Source organism: Saccharopolyspora sp. NPDC002686 (assembly GCF_040295745.1).
GTDB lineage: Bacteria > Actinomycetota > Actinomycetes > Mycobacteriales > Pseudonocardiaceae > Saccharopolyspora > Saccharopolyspora oryzae.
Map to the genome: position 1 here is coordinate 1 of NZ_JBEOVY010000076.1, position 25,695 is coordinate 25,695.

Annotated in this window: 22 protein-coding genes and 1 pseudogene; 14 read left to right on the forward strand and 9 right to left on the reverse strand. The window is 68.5% G+C overall.

The features are described 5' to 3' along the window. Positions 1-634 (reverse strand): annotated as a pseudogene (locus tag ABTZ89_RS12890) (hypothetical protein); the annotation flags it as partial. 145 nt (positions 635-779) lie between these two features. Then, complete coding sequence (locus tag ABTZ89_RS12895; RefSeq protein WP_270950980.1) at positions 780-1,568, reverse strand: IclR family transcriptional regulator; 789 nt, start codon at positions 1,566-1,568, stop codon at positions 780-782. Positions 1,569-1,626: 58 nt separating this feature from the next. On the opposite strand from ABTZ89_RS12895, the gene ABTZ89_RS12900 reads away from it, so the two are divergent. The 4 genes from ABTZ89_RS12900 (at position 1,627) to ABTZ89_RS12915 (ending at position 5,589) form a co-directional block, all read left to right on the forward strand. After that, complete coding sequence (locus ABTZ89_RS12900) at positions 1,627-3,093, forward strand: RraA family protein (RefSeq protein WP_351043730.1); 1,467 nt, start codon at positions 1,627-1,629, stop codon at positions 3,091-3,093. Between the two features lie 182 nt (positions 3,094-3,275). Then, positions 3,276-4,538: a TRAP transporter large permease subunit gene (locus tag ABTZ89_RS12905; RefSeq protein ID WP_351043733.1), complete on the forward strand. Its 1,263-nt coding sequence runs from the start codon at positions 3,276-3,278 to the stop codon at positions 4,536-4,538. A gap of 20 nt (positions 4,539-4,558) precedes the next feature. Continuing rightward, a complete protein-coding gene (locus ABTZ89_RS12910) occupies positions 4,559-4,804 on the forward strand; it encodes a hypothetical protein (RefSeq protein ID WP_351043736.1) in 246 nt (81 codons plus the stop codon). A 143-nt stretch (positions 4,805-4,947) separates the two neighbouring features. Continuing rightward, on the forward strand, positions 4,948-5,589 hold the full coding sequence (locus ABTZ89_RS12915) for a recombinase family protein (protein ID WP_351043738.1): 642 nt from the start codon (positions 4,948-4,950) through the stop codon (positions 5,587-5,589). Positions 5,590-6,076: 487 nt separating this feature from the next. Here ABTZ89_RS12915 and ABTZ89_RS12920 read toward each other — a convergent pair whose 3' ends face one another. Beyond that, positions 6,077-7,357: an Nramp family divalent metal transporter gene (locus ABTZ89_RS12920; protein WP_351043741.1), complete on the reverse strand. Its 1,281-nt coding sequence runs from the start codon at positions 7,355-7,357 to the stop codon at positions 6,077-6,079. 70 nt (positions 7,358-7,427) lie between these two features. Here ABTZ89_RS12920 and ABTZ89_RS12925 point away from each other — a divergent pair, with 70 nt between their 5' ends. After that, complete coding sequence (locus tag ABTZ89_RS12925; RefSeq protein WP_351043744.1) at positions 7,428-8,396, forward strand: SLC13 family permease; 969 nt, start codon at positions 7,428-7,430, stop codon at positions 8,394-8,396. 446 nt (positions 8,397-8,842) lie between these two features. Here ABTZ89_RS12925 and ABTZ89_RS12930 read toward each other — a convergent pair whose 3' ends face one another. Next, positions 8,843-10,177, reverse strand: coding sequence for a P-loop NTPase family protein (locus ABTZ89_RS12930; RefSeq protein WP_351043747.1), 1,335 nt, complete (start codon positions 10,175-10,177; stop codon positions 8,843-8,845). Between the two features lie 95 nt (positions 10,178-10,272). Between ABTZ89_RS12930 and ABTZ89_RS12935 the strand changes: the two genes are divergently transcribed. Beyond that, positions 10,273-10,503 carry a hypothetical protein gene (locus tag ABTZ89_RS12935; RefSeq protein WP_351043750.1) on the forward strand — a complete coding sequence of 77 codons (231 nt, stop codon included), beginning with the start codon at positions 10,273-10,275 and terminating at the stop codon, positions 10,501-10,503. Positions 10,504-10,644: 141 nt separating this feature from the next. Here ABTZ89_RS12935 and cuyA read toward each other — a convergent pair whose 3' ends face one another. The 4 genes from cuyA to ABTZ89_RS12955 all read right to left on the reverse strand — a co-directional run bounded on the left by cuyA (position 10,645) and on the right by ABTZ89_RS12955 (position 14,320). Then, entirely contained in the window at positions 10,645-11,658 is a 1,014-nt protein-coding gene (gene cuyA, locus ABTZ89_RS12940; protein ID WP_351043753.1) for a D-cysteate sulfo-lyase, read from the reverse strand. A 168-nt stretch (positions 11,659-11,826) separates the two neighbouring features. Then, positions 11,827-12,597, reverse strand: a complete 771-nt coding sequence (locus tag ABTZ89_RS12945) for an amino acid ABC transporter ATP-binding protein (RefSeq protein ID WP_351043755.1) — start codon at positions 12,595-12,597, stop codon at positions 11,827-11,829. 68 nt (positions 12,598-12,665) lie between these two features. Next, positions 12,666-13,520, reverse strand: a complete 855-nt coding sequence (locus ABTZ89_RS12950) for an amino acid ABC transporter permease (RefSeq protein ID WP_351043757.1) — start codon at positions 13,518-13,520, stop codon at positions 12,666-12,668. Next, positions 13,517-14,320, reverse strand: coding sequence for an ABC transporter substrate-binding protein (locus ABTZ89_RS12955; RefSeq protein WP_351043760.1), 804 nt, complete (start codon positions 14,318-14,320; stop codon positions 13,517-13,519). The genes ABTZ89_RS12950 and ABTZ89_RS12955 overlap by 4 nt, the downstream gene beginning before the upstream one ends. A 217-nt stretch (positions 14,321-14,537) precedes the next feature. Between ABTZ89_RS12955 and ABTZ89_RS12960 the strand changes: the two genes are divergently transcribed. From ABTZ89_RS12960 to ABTZ89_RS12980, 5 genes are all read left to right on the forward strand, one after another. Beyond that, entirely contained in the window at positions 14,538-15,449 is a 912-nt protein-coding gene (locus tag ABTZ89_RS12960) for a LysR family transcriptional regulator (RefSeq protein ID WP_351043763.1), read from the forward strand. A gap of 101 nt (positions 15,450-15,550) precedes the next feature. After that, positions 15,551-16,702, forward strand: coding sequence for a cystathionine gamma-synthase (locus ABTZ89_RS12965; RefSeq protein WP_502949543.1), 1,152 nt, complete (start codon positions 15,551-15,553; stop codon positions 16,700-16,702). A gap of 65 nt (positions 16,703-16,767) precedes the next feature. Beyond that, on the forward strand, positions 16,768-17,322 hold the full coding sequence (locus ABTZ89_RS12970; protein ID WP_351043769.1) for a cysteine dioxygenase family protein: 555 nt from the start codon (positions 16,768-16,770) through the stop codon (positions 17,320-17,322). A gap of 78 nt (positions 17,323-17,400) precedes the next feature. Then, on the forward strand, positions 17,401-18,654 hold the full coding sequence (locus ABTZ89_RS12975; protein WP_351043772.1) for a pyridoxal phosphate-dependent aminotransferase: 1,254 nt from the start codon (positions 17,401-17,403) through the stop codon (positions 18,652-18,654). Positions 18,655-18,777: 123 nt separating this feature from the next. Next, positions 18,778-19,029 carry a glutaredoxin family protein gene (locus tag ABTZ89_RS12980; protein ID WP_351043775.1) on the forward strand — a complete coding sequence of 84 codons (252 nt, stop codon included), beginning with the start codon at positions 18,778-18,780 and terminating at the stop codon, positions 19,027-19,029. Between the two features lie 434 nt (positions 19,030-19,463). Here the strand turns inward: ABTZ89_RS12980 and ABTZ89_RS12985 are convergent, their stop codons facing one another. Next, a complete protein-coding gene (locus tag ABTZ89_RS12985) occupies positions 19,464-20,483 on the reverse strand; it encodes a LacI family DNA-binding transcriptional regulator (RefSeq protein ID WP_270948668.1) in 1,020 nt (339 codons plus the stop codon). 172 nt (positions 20,484-20,655) lie between these two features. Here ABTZ89_RS12985 and ABTZ89_RS12990 point away from each other — a divergent pair, with 172 nt between their 5' ends. Genes ABTZ89_RS12990 through ABTZ89_RS13000 form a run of 3 tightly spaced genes read left to right on the forward strand, consistent with a single transcriptional unit; the run spans position 20,656 to position 25,667 of the window. Then, complete coding sequence (locus ABTZ89_RS12990) at positions 20,656-21,996, forward strand: MFS transporter (RefSeq protein WP_351043778.1); 1,341 nt, start codon at positions 20,656-20,658, stop codon at positions 21,994-21,996. Positions 21,997-22,026: 30 nt separating this feature from the next. Then, positions 22,027-24,081 (forward strand): hydantoinase/oxoprolinase family protein, encoded by a 2,055-nt coding sequence (locus ABTZ89_RS12995; RefSeq protein ID WP_351043781.1) that lies wholly within the window; start codon positions 22,027-22,029, stop codon positions 24,079-24,081. Next, positions 24,078-25,667: a hydantoinase B/oxoprolinase family protein gene (locus ABTZ89_RS13000; protein ID WP_270948671.1), complete on the forward strand. Its 1,590-nt coding sequence runs from the start codon at positions 24,078-24,080 to the stop codon at positions 25,665-25,667. The genes ABTZ89_RS12995 and ABTZ89_RS13000 overlap by 4 nt, the downstream gene beginning before the upstream one ends. Positions 25,668-25,695: the final 28 nt, after the last annotated feature.

The window sequence follows — 25,695 nt, forward strand, 5'->3', positions numbered from 1 at the left end:
GCTTGTCGACGCCCTTGATCGTGTCCACCTGATCGAGCTGGGTGTGGTATGCCCAGACATCGAGCGTCAGGCCGCGCCGGCCGAGCAGCCGTGCGCCGTCGTGGAATCGCGGGTCGAGCAGCTGGTCCGGCTGGGCCGGCCGCGGTGAGCTGACGACGCGCGGGTCCGCGTGCCACGCAGTTTGGTTCCGCACGCCGCGCAACCGCCCGCCGGCCTCGTCGGCCAGTACGTCGAGTACTCGGCCGAGGTTCGCGCCCAGCGTCAGTTCGGCGCCTGCCACTATCGCGCGGCAGACTTCCGGCCCTCCCGGACGGCTTTCCCGCGCCGCTTCGGCGCTCGCCCGCGCGAACCGCACCTCTCCGGCCGACTTGAGCTCCTCGGGCCCGTCGGTCAGGTACCGGGACCGGCACTGGACGTAGACGGTGGCCGCGACGGCGGGAACGGTATCGAGGTCGCGCAAGAATTCTTCGAGCAAGTAGCGGCTTCCCTGGCGATCCCACAGGTGGTGATGGGCGTCGACCAGCCGTACCCCGGGAACCGCGAGCGGCTCCTGGGTGAGCTCGAGCCAGCCCTCCCGGATCGGCGGATGCACCCCGGAGGCCGACCCCCTGGCAAGGGTGTTATCGAACGCCATTGTCGAGCCCATCTCGCTTGTTCCATTGTGCGGAACGTACTTTCATACAGCGGGCTCATCGTGAGTCACGGCAGAAGGCAAGTCAAGTGCGGAAGACATCCTGATCCCGTCCCGGCCACGGTGAGCGCCGGGTCGAGTAGGCGAATCAGCGCAGGTGGCGGCCGATGGAGTCGGCGGCTCGCCGGACCGCGAGGCTCAGCTCGTCCGCACTGCCCGCGAGGTCCGCATCGGTGCCGTTGATCTGCACGGCGGCGAGACAACCACCGTCACGATCCCGGATCGGGGCGGCGATGGACGCCATGCCGATCAGCCGCTCACCGCTCGCGTAGTGAAAGCCCTTCGCCCGGATCGCGTCGAGATCGCGCTCGAACCCGGCGCGGTCGATGACCGCCCCCGAGGCGTACCGCGGCTCGTCGAGCGTGGCCCACAGCGCGTCGACCTCGTCCGGCGACATTCCGGCGACCAAGACCTTCCCCGCGCCCTGATGCAACGGCAACCGCTCACCGATCGGCAGCTGGTACCTCTGCGGAACCCGGCCTTCGACGCGGGCGACGACCGCGCGGTCATACCCGACCCGCACGTACAGCGAAGCCGTGTAGCCGGTTTCCTCGGCCAGATCACGCAGAACGGGACGCCCGGCGAGGATCAGACGATTCGACTTCACGTAGGCGTGGGCACCCAGCAGCGACGCGATACCCGTGGCGAAGCCACCGTCGATCCGCTCGACGCGGCCATGCGCCTCCAGAGTGCCGAGGATGCGCTGCGTGGTCGCCTTCGGCAGGTTCAGCTCACGCGCTATGTCAGTCAGGCGCAGTGGCCGGGCGGCCATTTCCAGCAGCTCGAGCACATCGAGGGCGCGATCCAGCGACCGCATGGCCGACGACGCCGGCGCCGCGGCCTTCTCCGAATCCTTCGCGCCCCGGATCTCCTGCACCCGCCCACCTTATCCGAGCCCGCCGAGCCGGCCGCCCTTGACAGGCCGAGTCGGCACGATGCAGAGTACCGCTCATCTTATGGACCAAAGTTTCATACAATGGAACATAGCGTGGTCCGGTTCAGTTCTTCGAAAGGTTCACGTCGTCGTGCTCATCACCATTCTCGGACTCGGCGAGGCCGGCTCGCTCTACGCCGAAGGGCTCGTCGCGGCTGGTCACACCATCCGCGGCTACGATCCTTTCGCGCCCAGCACGCCAGAGGGCGTCCGCAGATCGCCCTCGATCGCCGAGGCGGTCGAGGGGGCCGAGTTCGTGCTGAGCGTCACCGGCGCCCGTGCCGCGGAAAAGGTGGCAGCTGAAGCCGCCGCCCACCTCACGGCAGGCGCGGTGTTCGCCGACCTCAACGTCGCCTCCGCGGCGACGAAACGCGCGATCGCTTCCCCGGTGATCGCAGCGGGCGCCGTGTTCGCCGACGTCGCCGTCGTCGGACCGGTTCCCGTGCACCGCTCCGCGACCCCGGTCGTGATCAGCGGGACCGGCCGCGCCGCCACGGCCCGGCTCTTCGAGACCCTCGGCGCGCCCGTGGAGATCGGCGGTGACGAGCCAGGAGACGCGTCGAACCGCAAACTGCTCCGCAGCGTCTTCATGAAGGGCCTGGCCGCCGTCATCAGCGAGGCGCTCGATGCCGCGGACGCCGCCGGCGCTCGCGAGTGGGTCAAGAAGCAGATGCGAGCCGAACTGGTCCTGGGCGACGCGATCATCGACCGGCTCTACGACGGCACGATCAAACACGCCTCGCGGCGCGGCCACGAACTCCGCGACGCGGCCGAGCAGTTGCAGCAGCTCGGCATCGACCCGGTCATCACCACTGCCTCGGCCCTGCTGCACGAGCAGCGTGCGCACGAGGTCACCGACCAGGTCCCGGACGAGATCCTCGACGTCCTCGCCGGCCAGTCCGCTGCCGCCACCGGTGACGCGATGGGGCGCCTCGGTCTGCTGCCCACCGCGATCAGGCCGGTCTTCCCCGCCCCCACCGTCGTCGGGCGCGCACTGACCGTGTGGGTCCGCGCCGGTGACAACCGCGGGCTGCACGAGGCGCTCGAACAAGCGCGGCCGGGCGACTTCCTGGTCGTCAACGGAGAAGCCGACACCTCGCGCGCGGTGCTGGGCGAACTGCTGGCCGAGCGAAGCCTCGCCAAGGGCATCGTGGGCGCGGTCGTCGATGGTGCGGTACGTGATGTCGACGTGCTCGCCGAGATCGGTTTCCCCGTGTGGGCACGGGGATTGAGTCCCGCGGGTCCGTTCAAGTACGGGCCGTGCCGGATCGGCGAGCCGGTCGCCGTCGGGGGAGTGGTCGTCCAGCCCGGCGATGTCATCGTGGCCGACAACGACGGCGTCGCGGTGGTACCGAAATCCCAGGCGCCCGAGATCGCCGTCGCGGCCCGCGAAGTCACCGAACGCGAAGCCGAGACCCGGCGCACGATCCGCGCGGGCACGGCGAAACCCGCTGTCACGCCCCACTGATCACCGAATCCGCACAGATTTCTTTCACCGTCGAAAGAAAGGCATCGCATGCTCCTGCTGCCGGACTCTTCGTCCGCTCACCCCTGCGAGGATCCGTCATGACCGGGATCTGGGCGCTCGTCGCGTTCATCGGCGTGATCATCGTCTTCAACGCGGGCTTCAAGCGGAACATCGGCGAATCGATGATCGCCGGTTTCCTCGCCTGTGCGGCGTTCGGCGGAACCGATGCGGTTCAGATCGCATGGCACGGTCTGGTGGAGGCCTTACAGGAAGAGGTCACCTTCGCGACGCTGGCCTTCGTCGTCATGAGCTACCTGCTGTCGATCTCCGGTGTCATGGACCGCTTGATCGGGATTCTGAGTTCCGTTTTCGGCCGCTTCCGTGGCGGCTCCGCCTACGTCTCGACCCTGGCGTCCGGTCTCTTCGGCACCGTCGCGCACGCGGGTTCGGCCATCACGGCCACGGTCGGTTCCGTGACGATCCCGTGGATGCAGCGGTCGAAAGTGTCGGGTCCGGTCGCCGCTACCATCGTCGCCGGAAACGCGGGCATGGGCATCACCTTCCCGCTCAGCAGCTCCTTCTTCATCCTGACGACCTCGGCGACCGTCACCCCGCTGCTGTCCGCCGACGACCTGGTCATGCCGCTGTTCGCCGTCGGCGCCTGGTGCCTGGTGTACCGGCTGATCGTCGTGACGATCCTGATCCGGAAACACGACATCCAGCCGATGGCCTCCGAAGACATCCAGCCTCTGCGGCACACTCTCGCCAACGGCTGGTCATCGCTGCTGATCTTCGCCGGCATCGTCGTTCCCGTGCTCGCGACCATCGGACCGACCGGCCGGTTCGTCACGGAGCGGGTCGGCGAGGACGGTGCCGACGCCATCAGCCTGATCACCTGGCTGCCGGTGTGCGTGCTCGTCGCCGGGCTCCTCATCGGGCGAAAGGCGCTTCCGCGCCGGGCCCGCGACTGGTGGTCCCTGCTCGGCGAGACTTCGAACCGGGTCGGCGTCGTCGGTGTCACCATGGTCGCCGCCTTCGCCGCCTCCAACGTGCTGGGCTCGCTGAACCTGCCCGCCGAGCTGACCGAGCTGCTCGGACACGTCGCCAGCCTGCCCAAAATCATCGTCGTGGCGCTGGTCGGGATCCTCGTCATGCTCGTGGCCGCGCCACTGACCTCGACGGCGACGATGGCCGCAATCGGGCCGGTCGCCTTCGCCACGCTCGTCAGCGCCGGAGTGTCGCCGACGATCGCGGCCGCATGCGTGCTGGTCTTCGCCTCGACCGAGGGTGCCTCTCCGCCCGGCGCGCCGCCGATCTACGTCGCGGCGGGCATCGCGGGCATCGACCCCGGAAAGACGTTCCGTCCGTTGATCCTCTACTACACGATCCCCGTCCTGTTCGTCGGCGTCTTCATGGCGCTCGGCTACATCCCCATTCCCGGCTAGACGCACTCGAGGTGGTCCCAGTGCAGCGCACCCGCACGCTCGGCACGATGATCAATCGTCTCTTCCGGATCTCCGTCATCGCTTTCCTCGCCGGCGGCTTCATCCTCACGTTCGGACAGCTGGCAGGCGTCGTCATCGGAGACGGCGCGATACTCGTCGCACTCGAGAACGTGCTCGCCGTGCCGACCTACGTCTGCGCCGCCATCGCTGGTTTGCTCGCGTTCATCGAGATGTACACGAGCAAACCAGCCGAAGGCAGCGAGTGAGTTCCGGTTCGTCCGAAGTGGAACCGCCATGATGCCTATGAACGGGATCTGCGGCTGCGCACCGTGCAAGCGATCAGCGGCGGCGGCCCCAGTACCCAGCACGCAGCCAATGCCGCGCTCGATGTGCGCAGTGGGGGCGGCGGGTGCAGGGGTTGGAGCCGGATCCGGACACGGCGGCGTGGGTGCGGTGGATGTTCGCCGAGCGGGCGCGTGGTCGGTCGGTGGCTTCGTTGGCGCGGGAGCTCAATGCGCGTGGATTGCCGTGCCCGGCCGATGTGGACCAGGCTCGGAACACACATCGCCCGGGTAAGGGGTGGATCGCCCGCACTATCGGGCTGATTTTGGAGAATCCACGGTACACCGACCGGCAGGTTTGGAACCGGCACTCCACCCAGGGCCACGGCGCCGGAGGCCGGACGGGTGGCCGAGGCTCAGGGGTAGTGCGTCGGACTGCGGTGCGGGAGTGGGAAGTGTCCGAGCGGCGGTCGCATCCGGCGTTGGTCGATGAGTCCACGTTCCTTGCGGTGCAACGGATCCGTGCGGTCCGGGCGACCAAGGACGGCGAGGCTCGCACGTACGAGTTGGCTGATCTGGTGGTGTGCGGGGAGTGCGACCGTCGGATGGACGCGCAATGGGTGCATGGTCGTGCCGATTATCGCTGCCGGCATGGTTACATCGCTGCGCTACCGCGGCCGCGAGGATCAGCTTCGCGATGCTTTACCTGGCCTGCTCAGTCAGCACGGTGGGGAACCACCTGGGGAGGATGTGGGCAACGACGTTGGTGAGCATCTTCGCCGAGCAGGGCTGGAGATCGCGTGCGGCCACGCGGGCTGGGCCCTCAGGCCGATACCAAGCTGTCCAGCTCCCGAGCCGATGGCCTCACCCGGCCAGATACCCTCCGCGCTCGAGACGGACTCCAGCGTCGAGTGCCAGAAGAAAACCCCGCTACCGGAAGTAAGGAGTGCCAGCGGCTGAGTTGAAAATCGTGGGGCAAGAGAGTGTCCGAGTCCGAGTCCGAGACTTGAACTCCCAAATGCGCGCAACTTCCCGTGTTTGGGGAAACCACACCAAAATCATAGCAGGCCGTGTTGTCTTGTGGGGTAGGTGTGCGGGGCGTTGACTGGTGGGAATTGTCGGCGTGTTTGCGGGTAGCGGCTTGCCGCGGTGCCGAAGTTATGGCTCGGGCTTGGTTGGCACGCTGACAGCAAGACCCTGGGCAGACCCGTCGGTTATCAGGCGCATGTGGCTGATAACCGACGGGTCGCTCGCTGCTTAGAAGCTGGTGACGGCCAGCTGGTAGCAGACGGCGCCGATGGCGAGGAGCCCGATGGCGGCCAGGACGTTGTGCCACCACCTGTTGCGGAGGTCGCCCATCAGGCCGCGCCGGTTGGCCAGGACGACGAGCAGCACCGCCAGGACGGGAGCGACGACGACCGTCAACGCCTGGGCGGCAATGATCAGCTGGACCGGTGACGCGCCCCGTGCCAGCACGGTGACCAGGGCGCCGAAGCCGAGCACGCCGAGGATTCCGGCGCGGACCCGCCATGATGCGAGCTTGTTGCCGAATCCGAGGCCGTCGGAGAGCAGCGTGCCCCCGGCGGTGGCGTTGGCGATCATCGCCGAGAGTGCGGCGCCGGTAAAGCCGAGCGAGAAGATGGTCCGCCCGACCTCACCGGCGATCGGGGTGAGCACGGTCGAGAACTGCTTGAGCGTGGCGCCGTCCTCGCCGCCGACTCCCGGAAGGACCGCGGCGGCGGCCATGATGACCAGCGCGGTCATCACTCCGGGCGCGACGATGCCGGGGATGGTGTCGGCGAGGGTGGTCTCGCGGTACTGCTCCCGGCGCAGTCCGCGCTCGCGCGAGGCGTAACCGGCGTAGAACGCGGCGTTGACCGAGAAGTTGGTGCCCACCAGCGCGACGATCAGCAGCCCGACTCCTGCGGGCACGATCGGGACCACGGATCCGACGGCCGCGGCGCCCCAGTCGGGCCGGGTGACGATCGCGGTGGCGACGAACGATGCCGCCATGATCGCGACGATGACCAGGACGAGCTTCTCGATGATGGTGTAGAGCCGCCGCGCGAAGAGGATCCCGACCACAACGGCCGTGCAGGCCAGCGTCCACCACATCGGCGAGCCGCCGAACACCAGCGACAGGCCCAGTCCCGAGCCGACGGCGTTGCCGACGGAGAACATCAGCGTGATCGCGAAGACACCGAACCCGGCGAGCCCGCCGACCCAGCGGCCGAGGCGCTGCTTGATCGTCTGGACGATGGAGCCCTTCGAGACGAGCGCGATCCGGATGCTCATGTCGGTGTAGATGAGCATCAGCAGGGTGGAGACGGCGATGACCCAGATCAGGGAATAACCGAAGCGGCTCCCGGCCTGCACCGCCGAGGTGAGGTTGCCGGGCCCGAACTGCCAGGCGCCGACGATGAAGGCCGGCCCCATCAGGGCCAGCATCCGCAGTGCCCGGCGTCCACGGCCGGCCGGTGCGGAACCGGAGGTATCGGTGGGCCCGTTGTTCAACCGGGCGGGTGCTGCGTCGGACATGGTGGTTCCTCACCCCCGCGCGGCGTTGTCGCGGGGTTGCTCGGGACGGCATTGTCACCGGACCGACCGGGTGGCCGGCAAGGGCCGGATGTGCAACGGCACACCCGGCCCGCGGGTCCGCTCAGATGAGCTTCGCGCTGCGCAGCGCCTGGACGATCTCCGCTTCGGCCTCGGGGGAGAGGTCGATCAGGGGCGAGCGCACGGTCGCGTTATCGAGCACGCGGCGTTTGCGTTCAACACCGGCATCGCGCTGCTCGTGTACTTCACCATGGGTGGCCGAGGCCTCCTGGGCCGCAGTGCCGCGATCGTTGAGCCGAGCCACGACGAGATCGTTGACGGCCCGCCGCAGACCGATCCCGCCGGTTCGGGGAAGCGCCGCGGCCGCCAGGGGCAGACCGCGCTCGCGCCGGAGCCGGCCGTTGAAACCAGCGGCCAGCGGTCGGGAACTCTCTCGCCCTACCAGCTCCTGACCTTGGCCGGTCTGGTCGCCATGGTCGTCGGCACTGCCGCATTCGGCGTCGACATCGGTGTCATCTCGATGACGGTCGCGGCCGTGCTCGCCATCGTCAACCCGGCTGACGCGAAGGCATCGCTGACCGAAGTCAGTTGGGGCACGGTGGTGCTCGTCGGCGGAGTCCTCACCTACATCAACGTTCTCGAGACCGCGGGCACCGTGGAGTTCGCCAGCAACGCGATCACCGGACTCGGGACTCCGGTGTTGGCCATCCTGCTGCTGTGCTACCTGTCAGGCATCGTGTCCGCGCTCGCATCGTCGATCGGCACCATTGGTGTCGCAGTCGCAATCGCAGCGCCGCTGATGGCCTCCGGTGAACTCGGCGTGATCGGCGCCGCCGCCGCGCTCTCCATCTCCGCTACCGTCGTCGACGTCAGCCCGTTCTCGACCAACGGCGCCCTGGTCCTCGCCAACGTCGATGCAGACCACCGCGAAGCCTTCTACAAGCGAATGCTGGTGTACGCGGGGCTGGTGGTGCTTCTTGCGCCGCTCGCGGCGTGGACCTTCATCTTCCTGCCGATCTGACCGTTGGTGCTGGCGATGCCGAGCCACCGGGTGGCGGTGCGTAGAAACCGGGGGCGGATTCCGGCCTGCTCCCGGGGCATCCGGTACTTACTCATGCACTGTTGGTCGATGAGGCCACATTTGTCGTCGTTCAGCGGGCACGGGCTACGCGGCCAACCTAGGACGGCGAGACGCGGAGGTGTGCGTTGGCCGGCCTGGAGCGCATTCGATGCAGTGGTTGTCGGCTCGGCGAGCCGGGTCTGGAGCCGAGCGGCGCGTAGTGCGTACTACGGCGAGAACTACCCAGGCTGCTCCTGGTCAAGCTTCGCTGCGACTCACACGAGGCCTTCCACTTCGGACAGGCATCGACTGCTGACCGGGCCGGGTCGACGTGAATCGGCGTGCTCGCCGGATCCAGCGAGCACGCCGTGCTGCACGTGCTGCGCCGCACCGAATCGTGGCTTGCCTCAGCCGTCGGATCCGGCGGCCAGCAGTGCCTCGGAGGAGCGGGTCAGGACCTGGGCCGCGTGCACGGTCGGGCGCAGGCTCAGCGGGCTTTCCGCACGCTTCCGCCACCGGTCGAGCGCCGACCTCGCGGCCTGGGTGATCTCCGCGTCGTCTGCGTCCGGTTCGAGTCCGAGCCTTGCCGTCGGCGCGGTTCCCGCGCCGCCTAGCAGCTGTTCCGCCTCCTCGATCTCCTCTGCCGCCAGGCCCGCCGGATCGAGGCGCAGCGAGTTGAGCAGCCGTGGTTCGGCGATCTCGTGCGCCCCCGCCCAGATTGGTTCGACCTCGCCCTGCAATCGCTTCACGTCGGGCAACTGCGGCAGCACGGTCCCCAACGCCATCAGCGCCGACCGGGCCTTGAGCACGTCGGATCGGGCCGCGAATTGCGTGCCCAGCGCGGTTACCAGCTGCCGAAGGCCGGACTGCTCGATGAGGTGGGCGGCCAGCTGGGCCGAGTTCGCACACCGGCCGGCGCGGATCAGCTCGACGCCGAGCCGCAGCCCGAACAGCCCGAACCGGTCCAGCAGTCGACGCCGCCGGTCGGCGTCGACGTCCTCGACTCCCTCCCATGCCGCGAACCGGTCGACGGACGCCAGCGCGGCCGCGAGCTCCTGCTGGTCGGCTCCTGCGATCTGGCTCACCTCGGCGTACTCGTCTTCCCGGAGAGTGCGGCCGGTCAATGCGAGCAGACCGGCGATGGGAAGGACCGTCTGGCACACCCGGCGCAGCGCCGGGTCTTGCCGGTAGGAGGCCGCGATCTTCGCCGCAGTGTCCATCGAGTCGGTCTTGCCGCCGCCGATCTCGTCCGCGCGGGAGAGCACATCCACGGCATTGACCGGGGTCGGTTGGACGACCTCGTCGTCGTGGAACGCTTCCAGCAGCCGCATGTCGTCGCGGTGCCGGTGCCGCATCAGGTAGAGCACTGCGTCCGCGGGTGTCGCGCGACCGTCGTCGGGCACCAGGAAGCGGTTGGCCCGGTCGGACACCTCCGACGCCACGGACCCGATTCCGGGCGTGTCGACGAGAACGAAGTTCTTCAACGTCGTGGACGGCCACTCGACTACCAGTCGGTCCACGTCGGCCGGGCCGAGACCGCCCAGGTCGATCTGGATCGGCCCGCTGTCGTCCCGCGAGAACGGCGCCTCCACCGCCGTTGCCTGGTGGGGTTGCAGCAGTACCCGGTAGTTGCTGCACGGGGTGCACCAGCATCCCGGGGGGTCTGGGCGGTGGGCAACGTCGCCGACCCGCGCGCTGGTCATCACCGCGGCGGGCATGGGTGCGGCGGTTTTCGCCATCAACAGCGATTTGCTGGGCGAGGACGTCGCTCGGGCCGTCGACTCCCACCGGGGTTCGGAAGCACCCCCCCGCTGCTGCGCGCTAGATCGGTGCCGCCTTGGTCTGCCTGGAGGGGGAGATCGCGCTCCCCGCGCTGTTCAACCGCTTCCCGCAACTGCGCGTCGTGGCCGAACCCGCCGAGCTGACCTTCCGGCGCAGCGTCCACGTGCACGCGCCGCGCACGTTGCCGGTGGTGCTCGGGCCCCGCGCCGGAGGCTGGCCACAGCTCGATGGTGCCGTGTGGTGCGCCAATCGTGGGGACGTCGGGGCCTCAGCTCCACTGCGGTGAATTGCGATAGTTCGCCTTCTTGCCTCGGAAAATATCGGAATGGAACGATCTTGTTCCAGTTCCGCGATGGACTGCTGGACGCGAGTGGGGAGCAAGATCTGGAGCACGAGGGGCTACATCGATTTCGTCGCGGAAGCACGATCAGGGCGTCGACGGCGAGAACGTCGAACGGTACGCGAAGAGGCCGACGCTGCCCCCGGTGTGGAGGAAAACGACGTTGTCCTCCGGGCTGAACCGCCCCTCCTCGATGTTGCCGAGCAACCCTGCGAATGCCTTTCCGGAGTACACCGGGTCCAGCAGGATGCCCTCGGTGGTGGCCAGCAACCGGACCGCCTCCACCATCCCATCCGTCGGCACTCCGTAGCCGCCGCCCACCCACCGATCGTCGACCAGCACGGCGTCTTGGGGGAGATGGATGTCCGCACTGAACTTCGCGGCAGTGTCCTGCGCGAGCTGATGCACCAAGGAGCGCTGCACATCTTCGTTCCGCGAAACGCAGACACCCAGTACCTTGGCGTCGTGGCGAAGCAGTCCGAGACCGGCGACCAACCCTGCCTGGGTGCCGGCGCTGCCCGTGGCGTGCACCACCCAGTCGATCGGGATCGGGGCCGCGTCGAGCTCCTCAGCGCAGGCGACGTAGCCAAGCGCCCCGGTCGGGTTGGACCCGCCGACAGGAATGACGAACGGGCGCCGACCCTCGGCCCGCAGTCGCTCCGCCAGTTCTTCCATCGCAGCCTGCATATCAGTGCCAGCCGGAAGGCGGTCCACGATCTGGGCCCCGAGGATTTCGTCGAGCAGCACGTTGCCTGATCGCTCGTAGTCCTCGTCGCTTTCCTGCCGGCACTCCAGCAACAGGCCGCAGTGCATTCCCGCCAGGGCCGCCGCGGCCGCGGTCTGCCGCGCGTGGTTCGACTGGATGGCTCCCTGGGTGATGAGCGTGTCGGCGCCCTGCTGAAGCGCCTCGCCCACCAGGAACTCCAACTTCCGCGTCTTGTTGCCGCCGGTGGCCAGCCCCGTGCAGTCGTCCCGCTTGATCCACAGCGACGGAACGCTGCGATACGTGTCGCGCAGCCGGTCAGTCAGCCGTGTCAATGGCTCCAGAGGCGTCGGGAAGTGCCCCAACGGATACCGTGGATAACTCGCCAGTGCAACCATCCTGCCCTTTCCCTGATCGCATCGTGTTGGTACCAACTAGTTTCAGTGTTCGTGGACCGCATTTTCAAGCAGTGAAGCCCCACGACTGGGTGGTGCTCGGGCACACGACTGGAACCCGACTCGCCGGAAGAGCAACCTGCAAAGATCTTGGACGGCGGGCATTGAATCCTAGGCGGTGTCTTCCGTCGCGGTGTTCACCTTCTCCGCGTGGATAACCCTGGACAAGAAGGACCTGGTCCGTTCGTGCCGAGGACTGCCCAGAACCTCGTGCGGTCGGCCCTCCTCGACGACGACGCCGCCGTCCATGAAGACGACGCGGTCGGCGACATCGCGGGCGAAGCCCATTTCGTGCGTCACGACCATCATCGTCATCCCTTCATCGGCGAGGCCGCGCATCACCCGCAGCACCTCGCCGACGAGCTCGGGGTCGAGTGCGCTGGTCGGCTCGTCGAACAACATCAGCTCTGGCCCCATGGCGAGCGCCCTGGCGATGGCGACTCGCTGTTGCTGGCCGCCGGACAGTTGCGCCGGATAGCTGAGTTCCTTGTCCGCCAGGCCGACCCGGGCCAGGTTCTCCCGAGCGATGCGAACCGATTCGGCCTCCCCGCGCTTGAGCACCTTGCGCTGGGCGATGGTCAGGTTCTTCAGCACTTTAAGGTGCGGGAAGAGGTTGAACTGCTGGTACACCATGCCGATCCGGCGGCGCACCCGGTCGATGTCCACGTCGGGATCGGTGATGTCGACGCCGCCGACGAGCACCCGCCCGCTGCTCGGCTGCTCCAGCAGGTTGGCGCAGCGCAGCAGTGTGGACTTGCCTGAACCGGAGGGCCCGATGACGCACACCACCTCGCCGGGCGCGATGCTGAAGTCAATGCCGCGCAACACGTCCAGGGAGCCGAAGGATTTGTGCAGACGCTGAATCTCGATCGCGGCGGTCATGCCGGCGCCCCTTCCGGTGCTGGTCATCCGGGTCGGTCCTGCTGGCTTGGTCACGGAGGACATCGGCGTCACCTGGCCGTCGCGTGCCGGGCTTCGAGGCGGCGCACCACGTAACCGAGCGGGATGGTGATCAGCAGATAGCACAGGCCTGCCACGAAGATCGGTGTCGTGTTCGCCTGCTGGCTGGCCAGGTCGCGCCCGAACTTGGTGAGTTCCCGCTGTTCCAACGTGACGCCGAGGAAGAGCACGAGCGAGGAGTCCTTGAACAGCAGGACCAGTTCGTTCGTCAGCGGCGGTACGATGATCCGGAATGCCTGCGGCAGCACGATCGTCCGCATCGCCATGCCGTGCGACATGCCCAGGGTGCGGGAGGCTTCCAGCTGTCCACGTGGGACGGCTTGGATGCCGGCGCGGATGGTTTCCGCCATGTACGCGGCGGATACCAGTCCGAGGGCGCAGGCGACCTGACCGTATGACCCACCGGGGAAGGTGAGGCCCGGGAAGGCCAGGGGGACGCCGACCCCGACGAAGATGAAGATGAGCAAGGCGGGCAATCCGCGGAACAGTTCGATGTAGGCCATTGCGACCCATCGGTACGGTCCGACCGAGGACAGCCGCATCAACGCGATCAGCAGACCCAGCACGAGGCCTACGGCGAATCCGCTGACCGTGTAGGTGATCGTGTTGAGCAGGGCAACCGTGATCAGGTCCGGGAAGAGTTGCAGCGCTATGGAAGGTTCCAGGAACTGCTGACCAAGCCGTTCCCAGTCCGCGAGGACACCGACGAGGACCAGGACCACGGCGAATGCTGCGTACTGCGCGTTGCGGATCAGCAGCCGCTTGCGGCGTGGTGACCGCCAGCGATGCCCGCCAGACGGAGGTTGCGGTGACTCGGGGGCCACTTCCGGGGCCTGGGTGCTCATGGACCCTCCGTTCCGGTCGGCATGGGCCCGACCCACTGCTCGTAGAGCTTCTCGTAGGTCCCGTCCTGCTTCGCCTGCTCGATCGCCTTGTTGATCATCTGCAGCAGTTGCGGGTTCCCGTCCTTCTTCACGGCGAAGCCGTAACGTTCGCCGGTTTCCAGGTTGGCCGCGAGCTGGAACTTCTCGGCATTCGCCGGGTCCTTGAGCCAGTGCTGCACCACCGGGTAGTCCTGGATCACCGCGTCGACCTGGCCGGTGCGCAGGGCGTTCAGCTCGGCGTCGGAGCTTTCGAAGGACTGCGAATCCACGTCGTGGCTGTGCGCGTACTCCTCGCCGGTGGTGGAGGACTGCGAACCCACCTTGAGGTGGTGGGCCTTGACGTCCTCGATCGAGGTTGCCGCGACACCTTTGCGGACCAGCAGCGCTTGCGTGGCGTTGAAGTAGGGATCCGAGAAGTCCAGGTTCTTCTTGCGCGCTTCGCTGATCGTCATGCCGGTCGCCGCGATGTCGCACACCCCTGCGTTGAGGTCGGCGCCGGTCTTGATGGTCTCGAAGGGCTTGTCGACGATGACCTGCTGGACGCCGAGCTGCGCAGCGACGAGATCGATCATCGACACGTCGAACCCGACGACCTCGTTGTCCTTTTCGAACTGGAACGGCGGGTAGGGCAGGTGGGTGCACGTGGTGAGCTGGCCCGCCTTGACCAGATTGACGCCGTTGGAGGTGGTGACACCCGCATTGCCGGACGTGCATGCGGGCACGATCAGGGTGAGTGCGGTGACGAGCGTGGCCAGGGCCATGCGAGAGGTCGGTCTGCGAGAAGGATTCATCGAGTCGCCTTGTGTCTCAGGGAGCGCGTGCCGCTCCTGACCGGTATGTGGCGAAAGAGATGCAGCGGCGGGAGAGATCGGCGCCGGCTGTCGGTACGAGTGGGTTGGGCAACGATGGCGCAGGATCCCGATCGAAGTCCAGACATGACTTATTTACACCTCTCAAAGAAATGCTTATTGTTCGGAGATGTTCGACTTGAGGCATGTCCGGGCGTTCGACGAGGTCGTGCGCGCGGGCTCGTTCGCCGCGGCGGCGAGGAATCTCGGTTACACGCAGCCGGCGATCAGCCAGCAGATGAAGGGACTTGAGCGCTCGGTGGGCACGCCGCTGTTCGTGCGGGCGGGCCGGGGGCTTCGGCTCACCGAGGCTGGCGAGGTTCTCGCACGCCACGCGGCAGGCATCCTCGGATCGATCTCTTCGGCGCAGAACCAGATGACCGCCATCACCCGCTTGAAGGCCGGCCGGATCCGGATCTGCGCGTTCCCCAGCGCGAGCGCGACGCTGATCCCGCCGGCCGTGGCCTCGATCAAGGCTCAGCACCCTGGAATCCGAATCGAGTTGCTGGAGGGCGAGCCACCGGCGTCGGTCGACACCGTGCGGCGCGGGGACTGCGACATCGCCCTGGCCTTCAGCTACGAGGCCACGGGCGAGCAGTCCGAATCGGACGACCTGTTCACGCTCGAGCTTCTCGACGATCCGCTGATCGTCCTGCTGCCGCGTGGACATCCGCTGGCCCGACGCCGATCGGTCGAGCTGGTCCAACTCGCCGAGGAACGCTGGATCTCCGGTTGCGTGCGCTGCCGGAGCCACTTCGTCCAGTCCTGTGCGGCGGTCGGTTTCGAACCCGACATCGATTTCACCACCGACGACAACCTCGCGGTGCAGAGCCTGGTGGCCGCCGGGCTGGGCATCGCGGTGATGCCCAGCATGGTGCAGTCGTTCATCCGTCACCCGAAGATCGTCAGCCGGCCGGTGATTCCTGCGGACTCCCGGACCGTTGCGGCATACACGCTGTCCGGTCACCAGAACGTCCCGGTCACCCGGCTGATGCTGGAGGCGTTGCAGCAAGCCGCCGATGAGATGCACGGGGATGGGTGAACGCTGGAACACCGCTCGTGCGTTTCCCGAGACATAAGCGATAGCCGCTATGGCGGTAAGAATCTCGAAGTGGACCGCATGGGTTGTTGCCCGGCAGGCTCATGCCCATGACACAGCTGCACGGGTTCGAAACCCTTGCGATCCACGCGGGACAGGCCCCGGACTCGGGCACCGGTGCCGTGGTTCCGCCGATCTACCAGACCTCGACCTACGAACAGGACGGCGTGGGGGAGCTGCGCGGCGGTTATGAATACAGCCGGGCGGCCAACCCGACGCGTTCCGCGCTCGAGGAATGCCTTGCAGCGCTGGAGAACGGTACGCATGCCAGTGCGTTCGCCAGTGGGCTGGCCGCCGAGGACGCCGTGGTCCGCGCGGTGTGCGCGCCGGGAGAACATGTGATCATCCCGGACGATGCTTACGGCGGAACGCTCCGCCTGTTCACCCGGGTGCTCGCCCGCTGGGGCCTGACCACGACCCCGGTGCCGCTGGGCGATCTCGGCGCCGTCCGCGCGGCTATCCGGCCGGAAACCCGGCTGATCTGGTGCGAGACACCAACGAACCCGCTGCTGGGCATCACCGACATCGCCGGTCTGGCGGGCATTGCCGCGGACGCGAACGCGCTCGTCGCCGTGGACAACACCTTCGCCTCGCCGTACCTGCAGCAGCCGCTCACCCTCGGCGCGGACATCGTCGTGCACTCCACCACCAAGTACATCGGAGGCCACTCCGACGTGGTGGGCGGCGCCGTGATCGTCCAGGACGCCGAGCTGGCCGAGCGAATTCACTTCCACCAGTTCGCCGCCGGGGCCATCGCCGGGCCCTTCGACTCGTGGCTGACCCTCCGCGGCGTGAAGACCCTGGGCGTGCGGATGGACCGCCACTGCGACAACGCCGAACGGATCGCCGCGGCGCTCGACACGCACCCCGCCGTGCACGAGGTCCGCTATCCGGGCCTGCCCGACCACGAAGGCCACGACCTCGCCCGCAAGCAGATGCGGCGGTTCGGCGGCATGATCTCCTTCCGGCTGGCCGGTGGTGAGCAGGCCGCACTCGACGTCTGCAACAAGACGCGGATCTTCACGCTCGCCGAATCCCTGGGCGGTGTCGAGTCGCTGATCGAGCACCCGGCGCGGATGACGCATGCCTCCGCTGCAGGCACCCCGCTCGAGGTGCCCGGCGATCTCGTCCGGATCTCGGTGGGGATCGAGAACGTCGACGACCTGATCACCGACCTGCTCGACGGCCTCGACTGACGCTTCTCGCCGGCCTCGGCGCAGCCTCCTCGTCACGTCCATCGCACCTGTTGATCGGAGCCCGAATGACTTCCGCCCCTACCAGGCATCGCACGCCACTTCTCGCCGAACTCATCTCCGCGGTGCGTGATGTCGTGTGTCTCGAGCGGCCACCTGCTGAGTCGGCGCAACTCGTGGCCGGACGGCTCGAACCCTTCCTGGCACGGCCGAATCTGCTACCGGCCGAGTACCGCGCGGGCGACCCGGAGCGGTACCGGCAGCACATCGTGCACGCCGAGCCGGACGGCAGCTTCTCCGTCGTAGCACTGGTCTGGCAACCCGGACAGCAGACCCCTATCCACGATCACGTCGCCTGGTGCGTCACCGGCGTCTACGAGGGCGCGGAGACCGAGCGCCGATACGAACTGCGCGGGGAGGGCACCACCGCCCGTCTCGTCCCGACCGCCGACGTCATCAACGGAACCGGAACCGCATGCGGCTTCGCCCCGCCCGGCGACATCCACCTGGTGCGCAACGCCGAGGATTCGACGGTGATCTCGATCCACGTCTACGGCGCCGACATCAGCAAGCTGGGCACGAGCGTGCGCCGGTTGTACGACCTTCCCGTAGCCGAGAGCTGATCCGGCGCCCCGGCGAATCGGGCACAGCCGCCGGTCGAACCTCACACCCGCATTTTCCCTTGGATTCCAGGAGAACCCGTGGTTTCGCGCTCAGCGACCCTCGCCCTCAACGACGCGATCAACGCGCGTCGAGCGGCGGGCGAGGACATCATCCACCTCGGCTTCGGCGAAGCCGGTCTGCCCGTACTCCCCGAAGCAGCCGCCGCGCTGGCGGAGGGAGTCGGTGAGAACTCCTACACACCCATCGCCGGGACAGTCCGGGCTCGCGAATCCGTCGCCGGCTATCTCTCGCACGGCGGTCTGCCCACCGACGCCGACCAGATCCTGCTCGCCCCGGGCAGCAAACCACTGCTGTACGCCGCACTCGCCGCGCTGACCGGCGACGTTGTGGTGGCTGCCCCGTCATGGGTCACCTATGCGGCGCAGATCCGGCTGACCGGCAAACGCGCAATCCCAGTGCCGATCCCGGCCGCCGCAGGCGGTGTCCCCGATCCCGACCTGCTCGAGCCCGCGCTCGCCGCTGCCCGCACCGACAGCGCCGATCCGCGGATCCTGATCCTCACCCTCCCGGACAACCCCACCGGAACCGTGCCGAGCGCCGAGTTGATCCGCCGGACCTGCGAGCTCGCCGACCGGCACGACCTGACCATCATCAGCGACGAGATCTACCGCGACCTCGCCTACGACCCCACCGCGGTGCACACCCCGGCGACGCTGGCACCGGACCGAACGATCGTCACCGGCGGCCTGAGCAAGACCATGTCGCTCGGCGGCTGGCGCGTCGGTTACCTGCGCACACCGCCAGGACCGGCCGGACAGCGCATCGCTGATCGGATCGCCGGAATCGGCAGCGAGCTGTGGTCCTGCCTCGCCGGTCCCATGCAGGCGGCGGCCGCCCACATCTATGCCGCACCACCCGCTGTCACCGAGCACATCGCCGCAAGCCGGCGGTTGCACGCGGCGGTGGCCCGCGCGACTCATGCCGTGTTCACGAAGGCGGGTGTCGCCTGTCGGGAGCCGCAGGCCGCCTTCTACCTGTATCCCGACCTCGAAGCCCTGCGCCCCGCGCTGGTGGCCTGCGGCATAGAGACGGGAGTCGCGCTCGCCGATCACCTCCTCGACGAACACGGCATCGGCGTGCTCGCTGGCGAGCACTTCGGTGACGCACCGGAGAGCCTGCGCTTCCGGGTAGCGACGAGCCTCCTCTACGGGAGGACCACCGGCCAGCGCTGGACAGCACTGCGCAGCGACGATCCCGCGTCCCTGCCGTGGATCTCAGGCGCCCTAGACCGGTTGGCAGACGCCCTCGAAACGCTCGGTACCCACCGCTGATCCGCCGCCGTCAGGTCCCGAACGGCCCCCAGCACATCAGACCGACTGGGGCGGCCAGTGAGCGTCGCGGACCCACCCGATGCACAGCGATCCGAACACCGCACAACAACAGGAGAGCCAGATATGACGACACAAACCTACCAGAGCCCCATTCGCGTCTATGGTCGCTCGGACTGCCCCGACACCCAGCTCGCACTGCGCGTCCTCGACGACATGAAGCGCGCCTACGAGTGGATCGACCTCGACCAGGATCCCGGGCGGTGGGCCGAGGCCCTCGCCGCGAACGGCAACGTCCGCAAAGTTCCGACCGTGGTCCTCCCCGGCGGGAGCGTCTTCATCGAACCCGATGAGGAGACCTTGCGCTCCGTCCGTTGATCCGTCGACCAGGCGCCGGCGCCGACCGGAATTCGGGCGGGGAGCTCGATGTGATCGGCATTTGAGGTCCCGCGCTGGCGGACCTTCGGGTTGACTGCGTGGTGTGCTGGTCGGTCATCGGAAAGAGTCGCAGCGCGACGACAGCAGTTGGCGTTGCAGGAGAGTTGGAACGGGTCGCTACGGCGACTGGTCCTCGGCGTGACGCCACGAGCCCGACGAATGCGGCGGTATGCGCCCGGAGCCGTGTCCATGCCACGCAGTCGCAGTGGACGTCTGCGTGGCATGGCCGGCTCGTGGTCTTGGGGCAAGGGGTCGTGGGTTCGAATCCCGCCGTCCCGACGGTCACGAACACTGGAGATCTCCGGTGGCCCATGCACATCTCGCGGCGCCCTGGTCTCGGCGTCACGATCAGCGATCGGGCCCGCGTGTGAGCGTCAGCGGCGCCGGGTCGATCCGCGCAGGCGCAGGTTGGGGGAGAGGACGAGGGGTTCGGCGGGGGTTTCGGCCCCGGCGAGCCTGGCCAGCATGAGTTCTACCGCTTGCTCGGCGAGTCCTTCGTGGTTGAGGTCCATCGCGGTGATCGGCGGGGTGGCGGCTCGCGAGTGCTCGGAATCGGTCAGCGCGGCGATCATCAGGTCCTCCGGCACGCGAATTCCCCGCTGCGCGGCGACTTTCGCGGCGAGCGCGGCGAAGTCGCTGGTCGCGACCACCACCGCATCGGGGCGCTCGGGGCTGTCCAGGACCGAGCGGATCATCGCCTCCGCGTCGTCGACGTCGAGTCCTTCGCTGAGCAGGTCGGTGCGCGCGGTGCGGTCGTGCTGCCGGGACCAGTCGAGGTAGGTCTCCCGGGTACGCCGGTTCCAGGCGTTCTCCTCGGTTCCGGTCAGCAGCGCGATGTCACGTGCGCCCTGCTCGCGGAGGTGGTCCAGCAGCCTGGAGACGACCGCGGTGTAGTCCAGCCGGACCGCCCAGGTGAACTCGGGCCGTTCCGGATCCTCCTCGATGGTGATCACCGGGACGTCGCGGCGGAGCAGCTCGGTCAGCACCTCGTCGGCGCCGTAGGGGTGGGCGACGATGCAGCCGTCCATCGGCACGCTGGCCACCGACGGATCGTGCAGGTCGGGCACGTGGATCAGCCCGACCTTGCGGCGCAGCATCTCGGTGGCGACCGAGCCCACCAGCCGGTTGAACGTCTCGGCGCGGTCCGGGGTTCCGGTGAGGGCGAAGCGGGGGCGCAGGATCAGGCCGATGATGCCGGAGCGCCCGGTGCGCAGCGACCGGGCGCTGGGGTTCGGGTCGTAGCCGAGTTCGGTGGCCGCGCGGAAGATGCGTTCCCGGGTGGCCTCGGAGATCGGCCTGCTGCCGGAGAACGCGTGCGAGACGGTGCTGATCGACACCTGGGCGCGTTCGGCGACGTCGCGAATCGTGGCGCGTCTGGCCGTCCTGCTCTCCAACGGCGGTTCGCCCCCTTCGCCTCGCCCGCTCGGTTCGCCCAGTATCCCGCACCGGTGCGCGGCGGTGCGCTCCCGGCGCCGCCGGACGAATTCGGTCTCCGCTCTTGACACCGATCGGCCGCGAGCGTTCGATGTGGCAAATCATCAAAACGTTTTGATGTACGGAGGCGTGATGACTTCCGCAGATTCGGGACGGGCCGGCGTCGGTCGGTCCACCGCGCTCAGATCCGTCGGCCAGGTATTCGACGAGATGCCCATCAGCCGGGCCCAGATCGTCGCCGGTTCGGTGCTGTTCATGGCCTTCGTCGTCGAGGCGTGGGAGCAGGTCGGCCTGGTCTACGTCTCCGACGGCATCAGCGCGGAGTTCGGCGTCAGCGACGCGCAGCTCGGCTGGGCGCTGTCGGCCGTGGCCTTCGGCATGGTGCCGGGCTCGCTGATGTGGGGCGGATTCATCGACCGGCTGGGTCGCCGCAAGGTCGCGGTGTACAGCCTGCTGCTCTACGCGGCGCTGGCGCTGCTCGCGGCGCTGTCCCCGGTGTTCTGGGCCTTCCTGGCGCTGCGCTTCCTGTCCGGGGTCGCCTTCGCCGGCGTCTACACCGTGACCTTCCCGTACTTCCTGGAGCTGCTGCCGACCAGGTGGCGCGGGCAGGGCGCGGTCGCCCTGTCGATCGGCTTCCCGGTCGGCACGCTGCTGTGCATCGGGGTCAGCCAGACGCTCGGCGTGGTGAGCTGGCGCGCGGTGGCGATCGTGGCCGCGCTCGCCGGGCTCTGGGCCTTCGCCATCCTGCGCTGGGTGCCCGAATCCCCGTACTGGCTGGCCAAGCGGGAGCGGCACGCCGAGGCCGCGCAGGTGCTGCGCCGACTGGGCGGTACGGTGCCCGCGGACGCGCGGTTCGAGGTCGACCAGAGCGGGCAGACCGGCAACGTCCGGAGCCTGTTCGGCGCGGGGGTGCGACGCCGGTTCCTGCTGCTGCTCGTCGTCTCGTTCACCTTCAGCTGGGGCTACTGGGGATTGCAGACCTGGCTGCCGGTGCTGTTGCAGGGCAAGGGACTCAGCGTCTCGGACGCCCTGTGGTTCGTCGCGGTCACCCAGCTGGTCTCGGTGCCCGGCTACCTGCTCGCCGCGTGGTCGACCAGGCGCTTCGGCCGCAAGAAGGTCTTCCTGACGTTCGTGCTCGCCTCGGCCGGGGGTGCCGCGCTGTTCGGCTTCGCCACCGGGGAAACCCAGATGTACACCGGAAACCTGGTGCTGGCCTTCTTCTCGCTCGGGGCGTGGGGCATCTGGAACACCTGGTCCGGCGAGGTCCTGCCGACCGGGCTGCGCGGCGTCGGCTACTCGTTCTCCACGGCCGCGATCCTGCTGGCCAACACCATCTCGGTGCCGGTCATCGGCGCGCTGATGGACGGCGGTGTGGGGGCCTCGCTCACCGTCGGCTCGATCATGCTCGCCCTGATCATCGCCCTGCTGGCCGCGGTTCCGATCCAGGAGACCGAAGGCCGCGCGCTCGACTGACCGAATCTTTCCCAGCGGAGAGGATTTCCCATGACATTCCGGGTCGCCATGGACATCGGCGGCACGTTCACCGACGTGGTCACCTACGACGGGACCACCCGGCAGGTGCGCGCGGGCAAGGTCCTGACCACGCCCGACGACCTGGCGCGCGGGGTGTTCGAAGCGCTCGAAGGTTTCCAGATCCCGTTCGACGAGATCGAGTTCTTCGTGCACGGCACCACGCAGGGCCTCAACGCGCTGCTCGAACGCCGCGGCGCGAACGTGCTGATCATGACCACGCGCGGGATCGGTGACGTCTACCAGATCGCCCGCGGCAACCGGGCGCGGCTGTTCGACCTGCACTACCGCAAGCCCGCGCCGCTGGTCGAGCGCAGCGCCATCGCCGAGGTCGGCGGCCGGTTCGACGCCGCGGGCAACGAGCTGGAGGAGCTGGACGAGGACGCGATCCGGTTGGTCGCCAAGCGGGTGCGCGCCGAGGGCTTCGACGCGGTGGCGGTGTGCTTCCTGTTCGCCTACCTCGACGGCGAGCACGAGCGGCGGGCCGGCCGGATCCTGCGCGAGGAGCTCGGCGACGAAGTGCTGGTCGTGCTCTCGCACGAGGTCGCCCCGGAGTGGCGCGAGTACGAGCGGACCTCCACCGCGGTGATGGAGGCCTACACCGGGCCGTCTGTGCACCGCTACCTGGACAAGATCGAAGCGCGCTTCACCGACAAGGGCCTGCACGTCCCGGTGCACGTGATGCAGTCCTCCGGCGGTCTGGTCAACGCCGACTTCGCCCGGCAGCACCCGCTGCAGACCCTGCTGTCCGGGCCGGTCGGCGGCACGATGGGCGGGGTCGCGGTCAGCAAGCTGCTGGACCGGCCGAACGTCATCTGCGTCGACATGGGCGGCACCTCGTTCGACGTCTCGCTGGTCATGGACCACGAGGCCGACGTCTCCCAGGACGGCAAGGCCGAAGGCTTCCCGCTGCTGATGCCGCTGGTCAACCTGCACACGATCGGCGCGGGCGGCGGATCGCTGGCCTACGCCGAGGGCAACGCGCTGCGCGTCGGCCCGGAGTCGGCGGGCGCCGTGCCCGGCCCGGCCTGCTACGGGCGCGGCGGCACCCGGGCCACGGTCACCGACGCCAACTGCGTGCTCGGCCGGGTCGACCCGAACTCGTTCGCAGGCGGCGGGATGAGCCTCGACCTGGACGCCGCGCAGCGCGCCGTCGCCGGTCTGGCCGACGAACTCGGCATGGACCCGATCGAGCTGGCCTCCGGCATCTGCGACGTGGGCAACGCCAAGATGGCGCAGGCGATCCGCACGCTGACCGTCGAGCACGGCCGCGAACCCGGGCAGTTCGCGCTGCTGGCGTTCGGCGGTGCCGGGCCGATGCACGCGGCGTTCATCGCCCGGGAGATCGGCGTGACCGAGGTGGTCGTTCCCCGGTTCCCCGGCGCCTTCTCGGCCTGGGGCATGTTGGAGAGCGACGTCCGCCGCGACTTCACCATGCAGTTCTTCGCGACGAACGACAGCCTCGACACCCGAGCTCTGGCCACCGCTCTGGAAACGCTGCGCGGCCAAGCCGTCGAGGCATTGACCGAGCAGGGCATCCGGGACGAGAACCGGTTCGTCACCCACGGCATCGACATGCGCTACGAGAGCCAGGACTACACGCTGACCGTGCCGATCCTGGACACCGACGACGTGACCGGCAGCGATTTCGTCGAGGTCATCCAGCAGCGCTTCGCCGAGGCGCACCACAAGCGCTACGGGCATTCGACCCCGGGCGCGCCGGTCCAGTTCGTCACCATCCGCACCACCGGGCACGGCCGGGTCGACCGGGCTCCGACCGAAACCGGTGCCACCGCGGGAGAAGCGCTGGAGTCCACCGTCCGCGAGGTCGTGTTCGACGGCCGGGCGCTGCCCACCACGATCGTCGCGCGCTCCGCGTTGCCGGTCGGCGCGCGGCTCGCGGGACCGGCCATCGTGCACGAGGAGACCGCCACCACCGTCGTCCCGCCGGACGCGGAACTGCGGGTGGACGACAACGCGTTCCTGATCATCGACCTCGACGCGCAGCCCGGAACGGAGGACGCATGACCATCAGCCCGGTCACCACGGAGATCATCCGCTCGGCACTGATCCAGGCCGCCGAGGACATGAACACGACCCTGATCCGGTCCTCGTACACGCCGACGATCTACGAGGGCAAGGACTGCGCGGTCGCGCTGTTGGACCGCGAGCACCGCGTGCTCGGCCAGTCCTCCGGCCTGCCGATCTTCCTCGGCAACCTGGAGGAGTGCTCGCGCCGCACCGAGGCCGAGTTCGGTCCGGAGGTGTGGGAACCCGGCGACGTGTGGGTGCTCAACGACTCCTACATCGGCGGCACCCACCTCAACGACTGCACCGTGTACGCGCCGATCTTCGTGGCCGGTGAACTCGTCGGCTTCGCCGCGTCGCGCGCGCACTGGATCGACATGGGTTCCAAAGACCCCGGCGGCTCGATGGATTCGACCACCATCTACCAGGAAGGCCTGCGGATGGGGCCGACCCGGATCGTCGCCGGGGGCGAGGAGTGCCGCGACGTCGTGCGGCTGATCGCGACCAACGTCCGGTTCCCGGACGTGACGCTCGGCGACATGCGGGCCCAGATCGCCTGCGCCCGGATGGGGGTGCGGCGGCTGGGCGAGCTGTTCGCCAGGTACGACGCGGCGACGATCGACCAGGCCCGGCAGGAGATCTTCGCCCAGACCGAACGGCTCGAACGCCAGCAGGTCGCGGCGATCCCGGACGGCAGCTACGAAGCCACCGGACACCTCGACAACGACGGGATCGACCTGGCCGAGCCGCTGCACGTCACCGTGCGGATCACCGTCGACGGCGACCGGATGACGATCGACCTCACCGACTGCGCCGACCAGACCACCGGACCGGTCAACTGCGGCCGCGCCCAGGCGATCTCCGCGGCCCGCGTCGGCTACAAGCTGCTGATCTCGCCCGCGGTCAGCCTCAACGGCGGATCCTTCGCCCCGCTCGACGTCGAGGTCCGCGACGGTTCGATGCTCGGCGCCCGGGAGCCGGCCGCGTGCCAGTACTACTACTCCAGCCTCGGCATGCTCATCGACCTGATCGTCAAGGCGCTGGCCCCCGCGATGCCCGACCGGGCGGCCGCCGCCAGCTACGGCGATTCGATGATCGTGCAGTTCGCCGGGGACAACCCGCGCACCGGAAAGCCGTTCGTGACGCTGGAAGCGACCGTCGGCGGGTGGGGTGCGTGGCGCGGCGGCGACGGCGAGACCGCGTTGATCAACAACGTCAACGGCTCGCTGTGCGACCTGCCGATCGAGGTGTTCGAAACGCTCTACCCGGCGCGGGTCACCGAATACCGGATCCGGCCGGATTCCGGCGGTGCGGGCAGGTGGCGCGGCGGCGATGGCGTGGTGCGCGAGTACGTGATGGAGGCCGACCAGGACCTCTCGCTGTGGTGGGAGCGCTCGGTCACCCCGGCGTGGGGGCTCGACGGCGGACGACCGGGCACCGCGCCGCGGGTCGTGCTCAACCCCGGCACCGAGCACGCCCGCGAGATGCTCAAGGCCAACAGCCTGCGGGTGCGGCGCGGCGACGTGCTGCGCTGCGAATCCGGCGGCGGCGGGGGATACGGCGATCCCGCCGAGCGCGACGGCTGACCGGTTCGGCGGCGTGCCGGGCATTGGC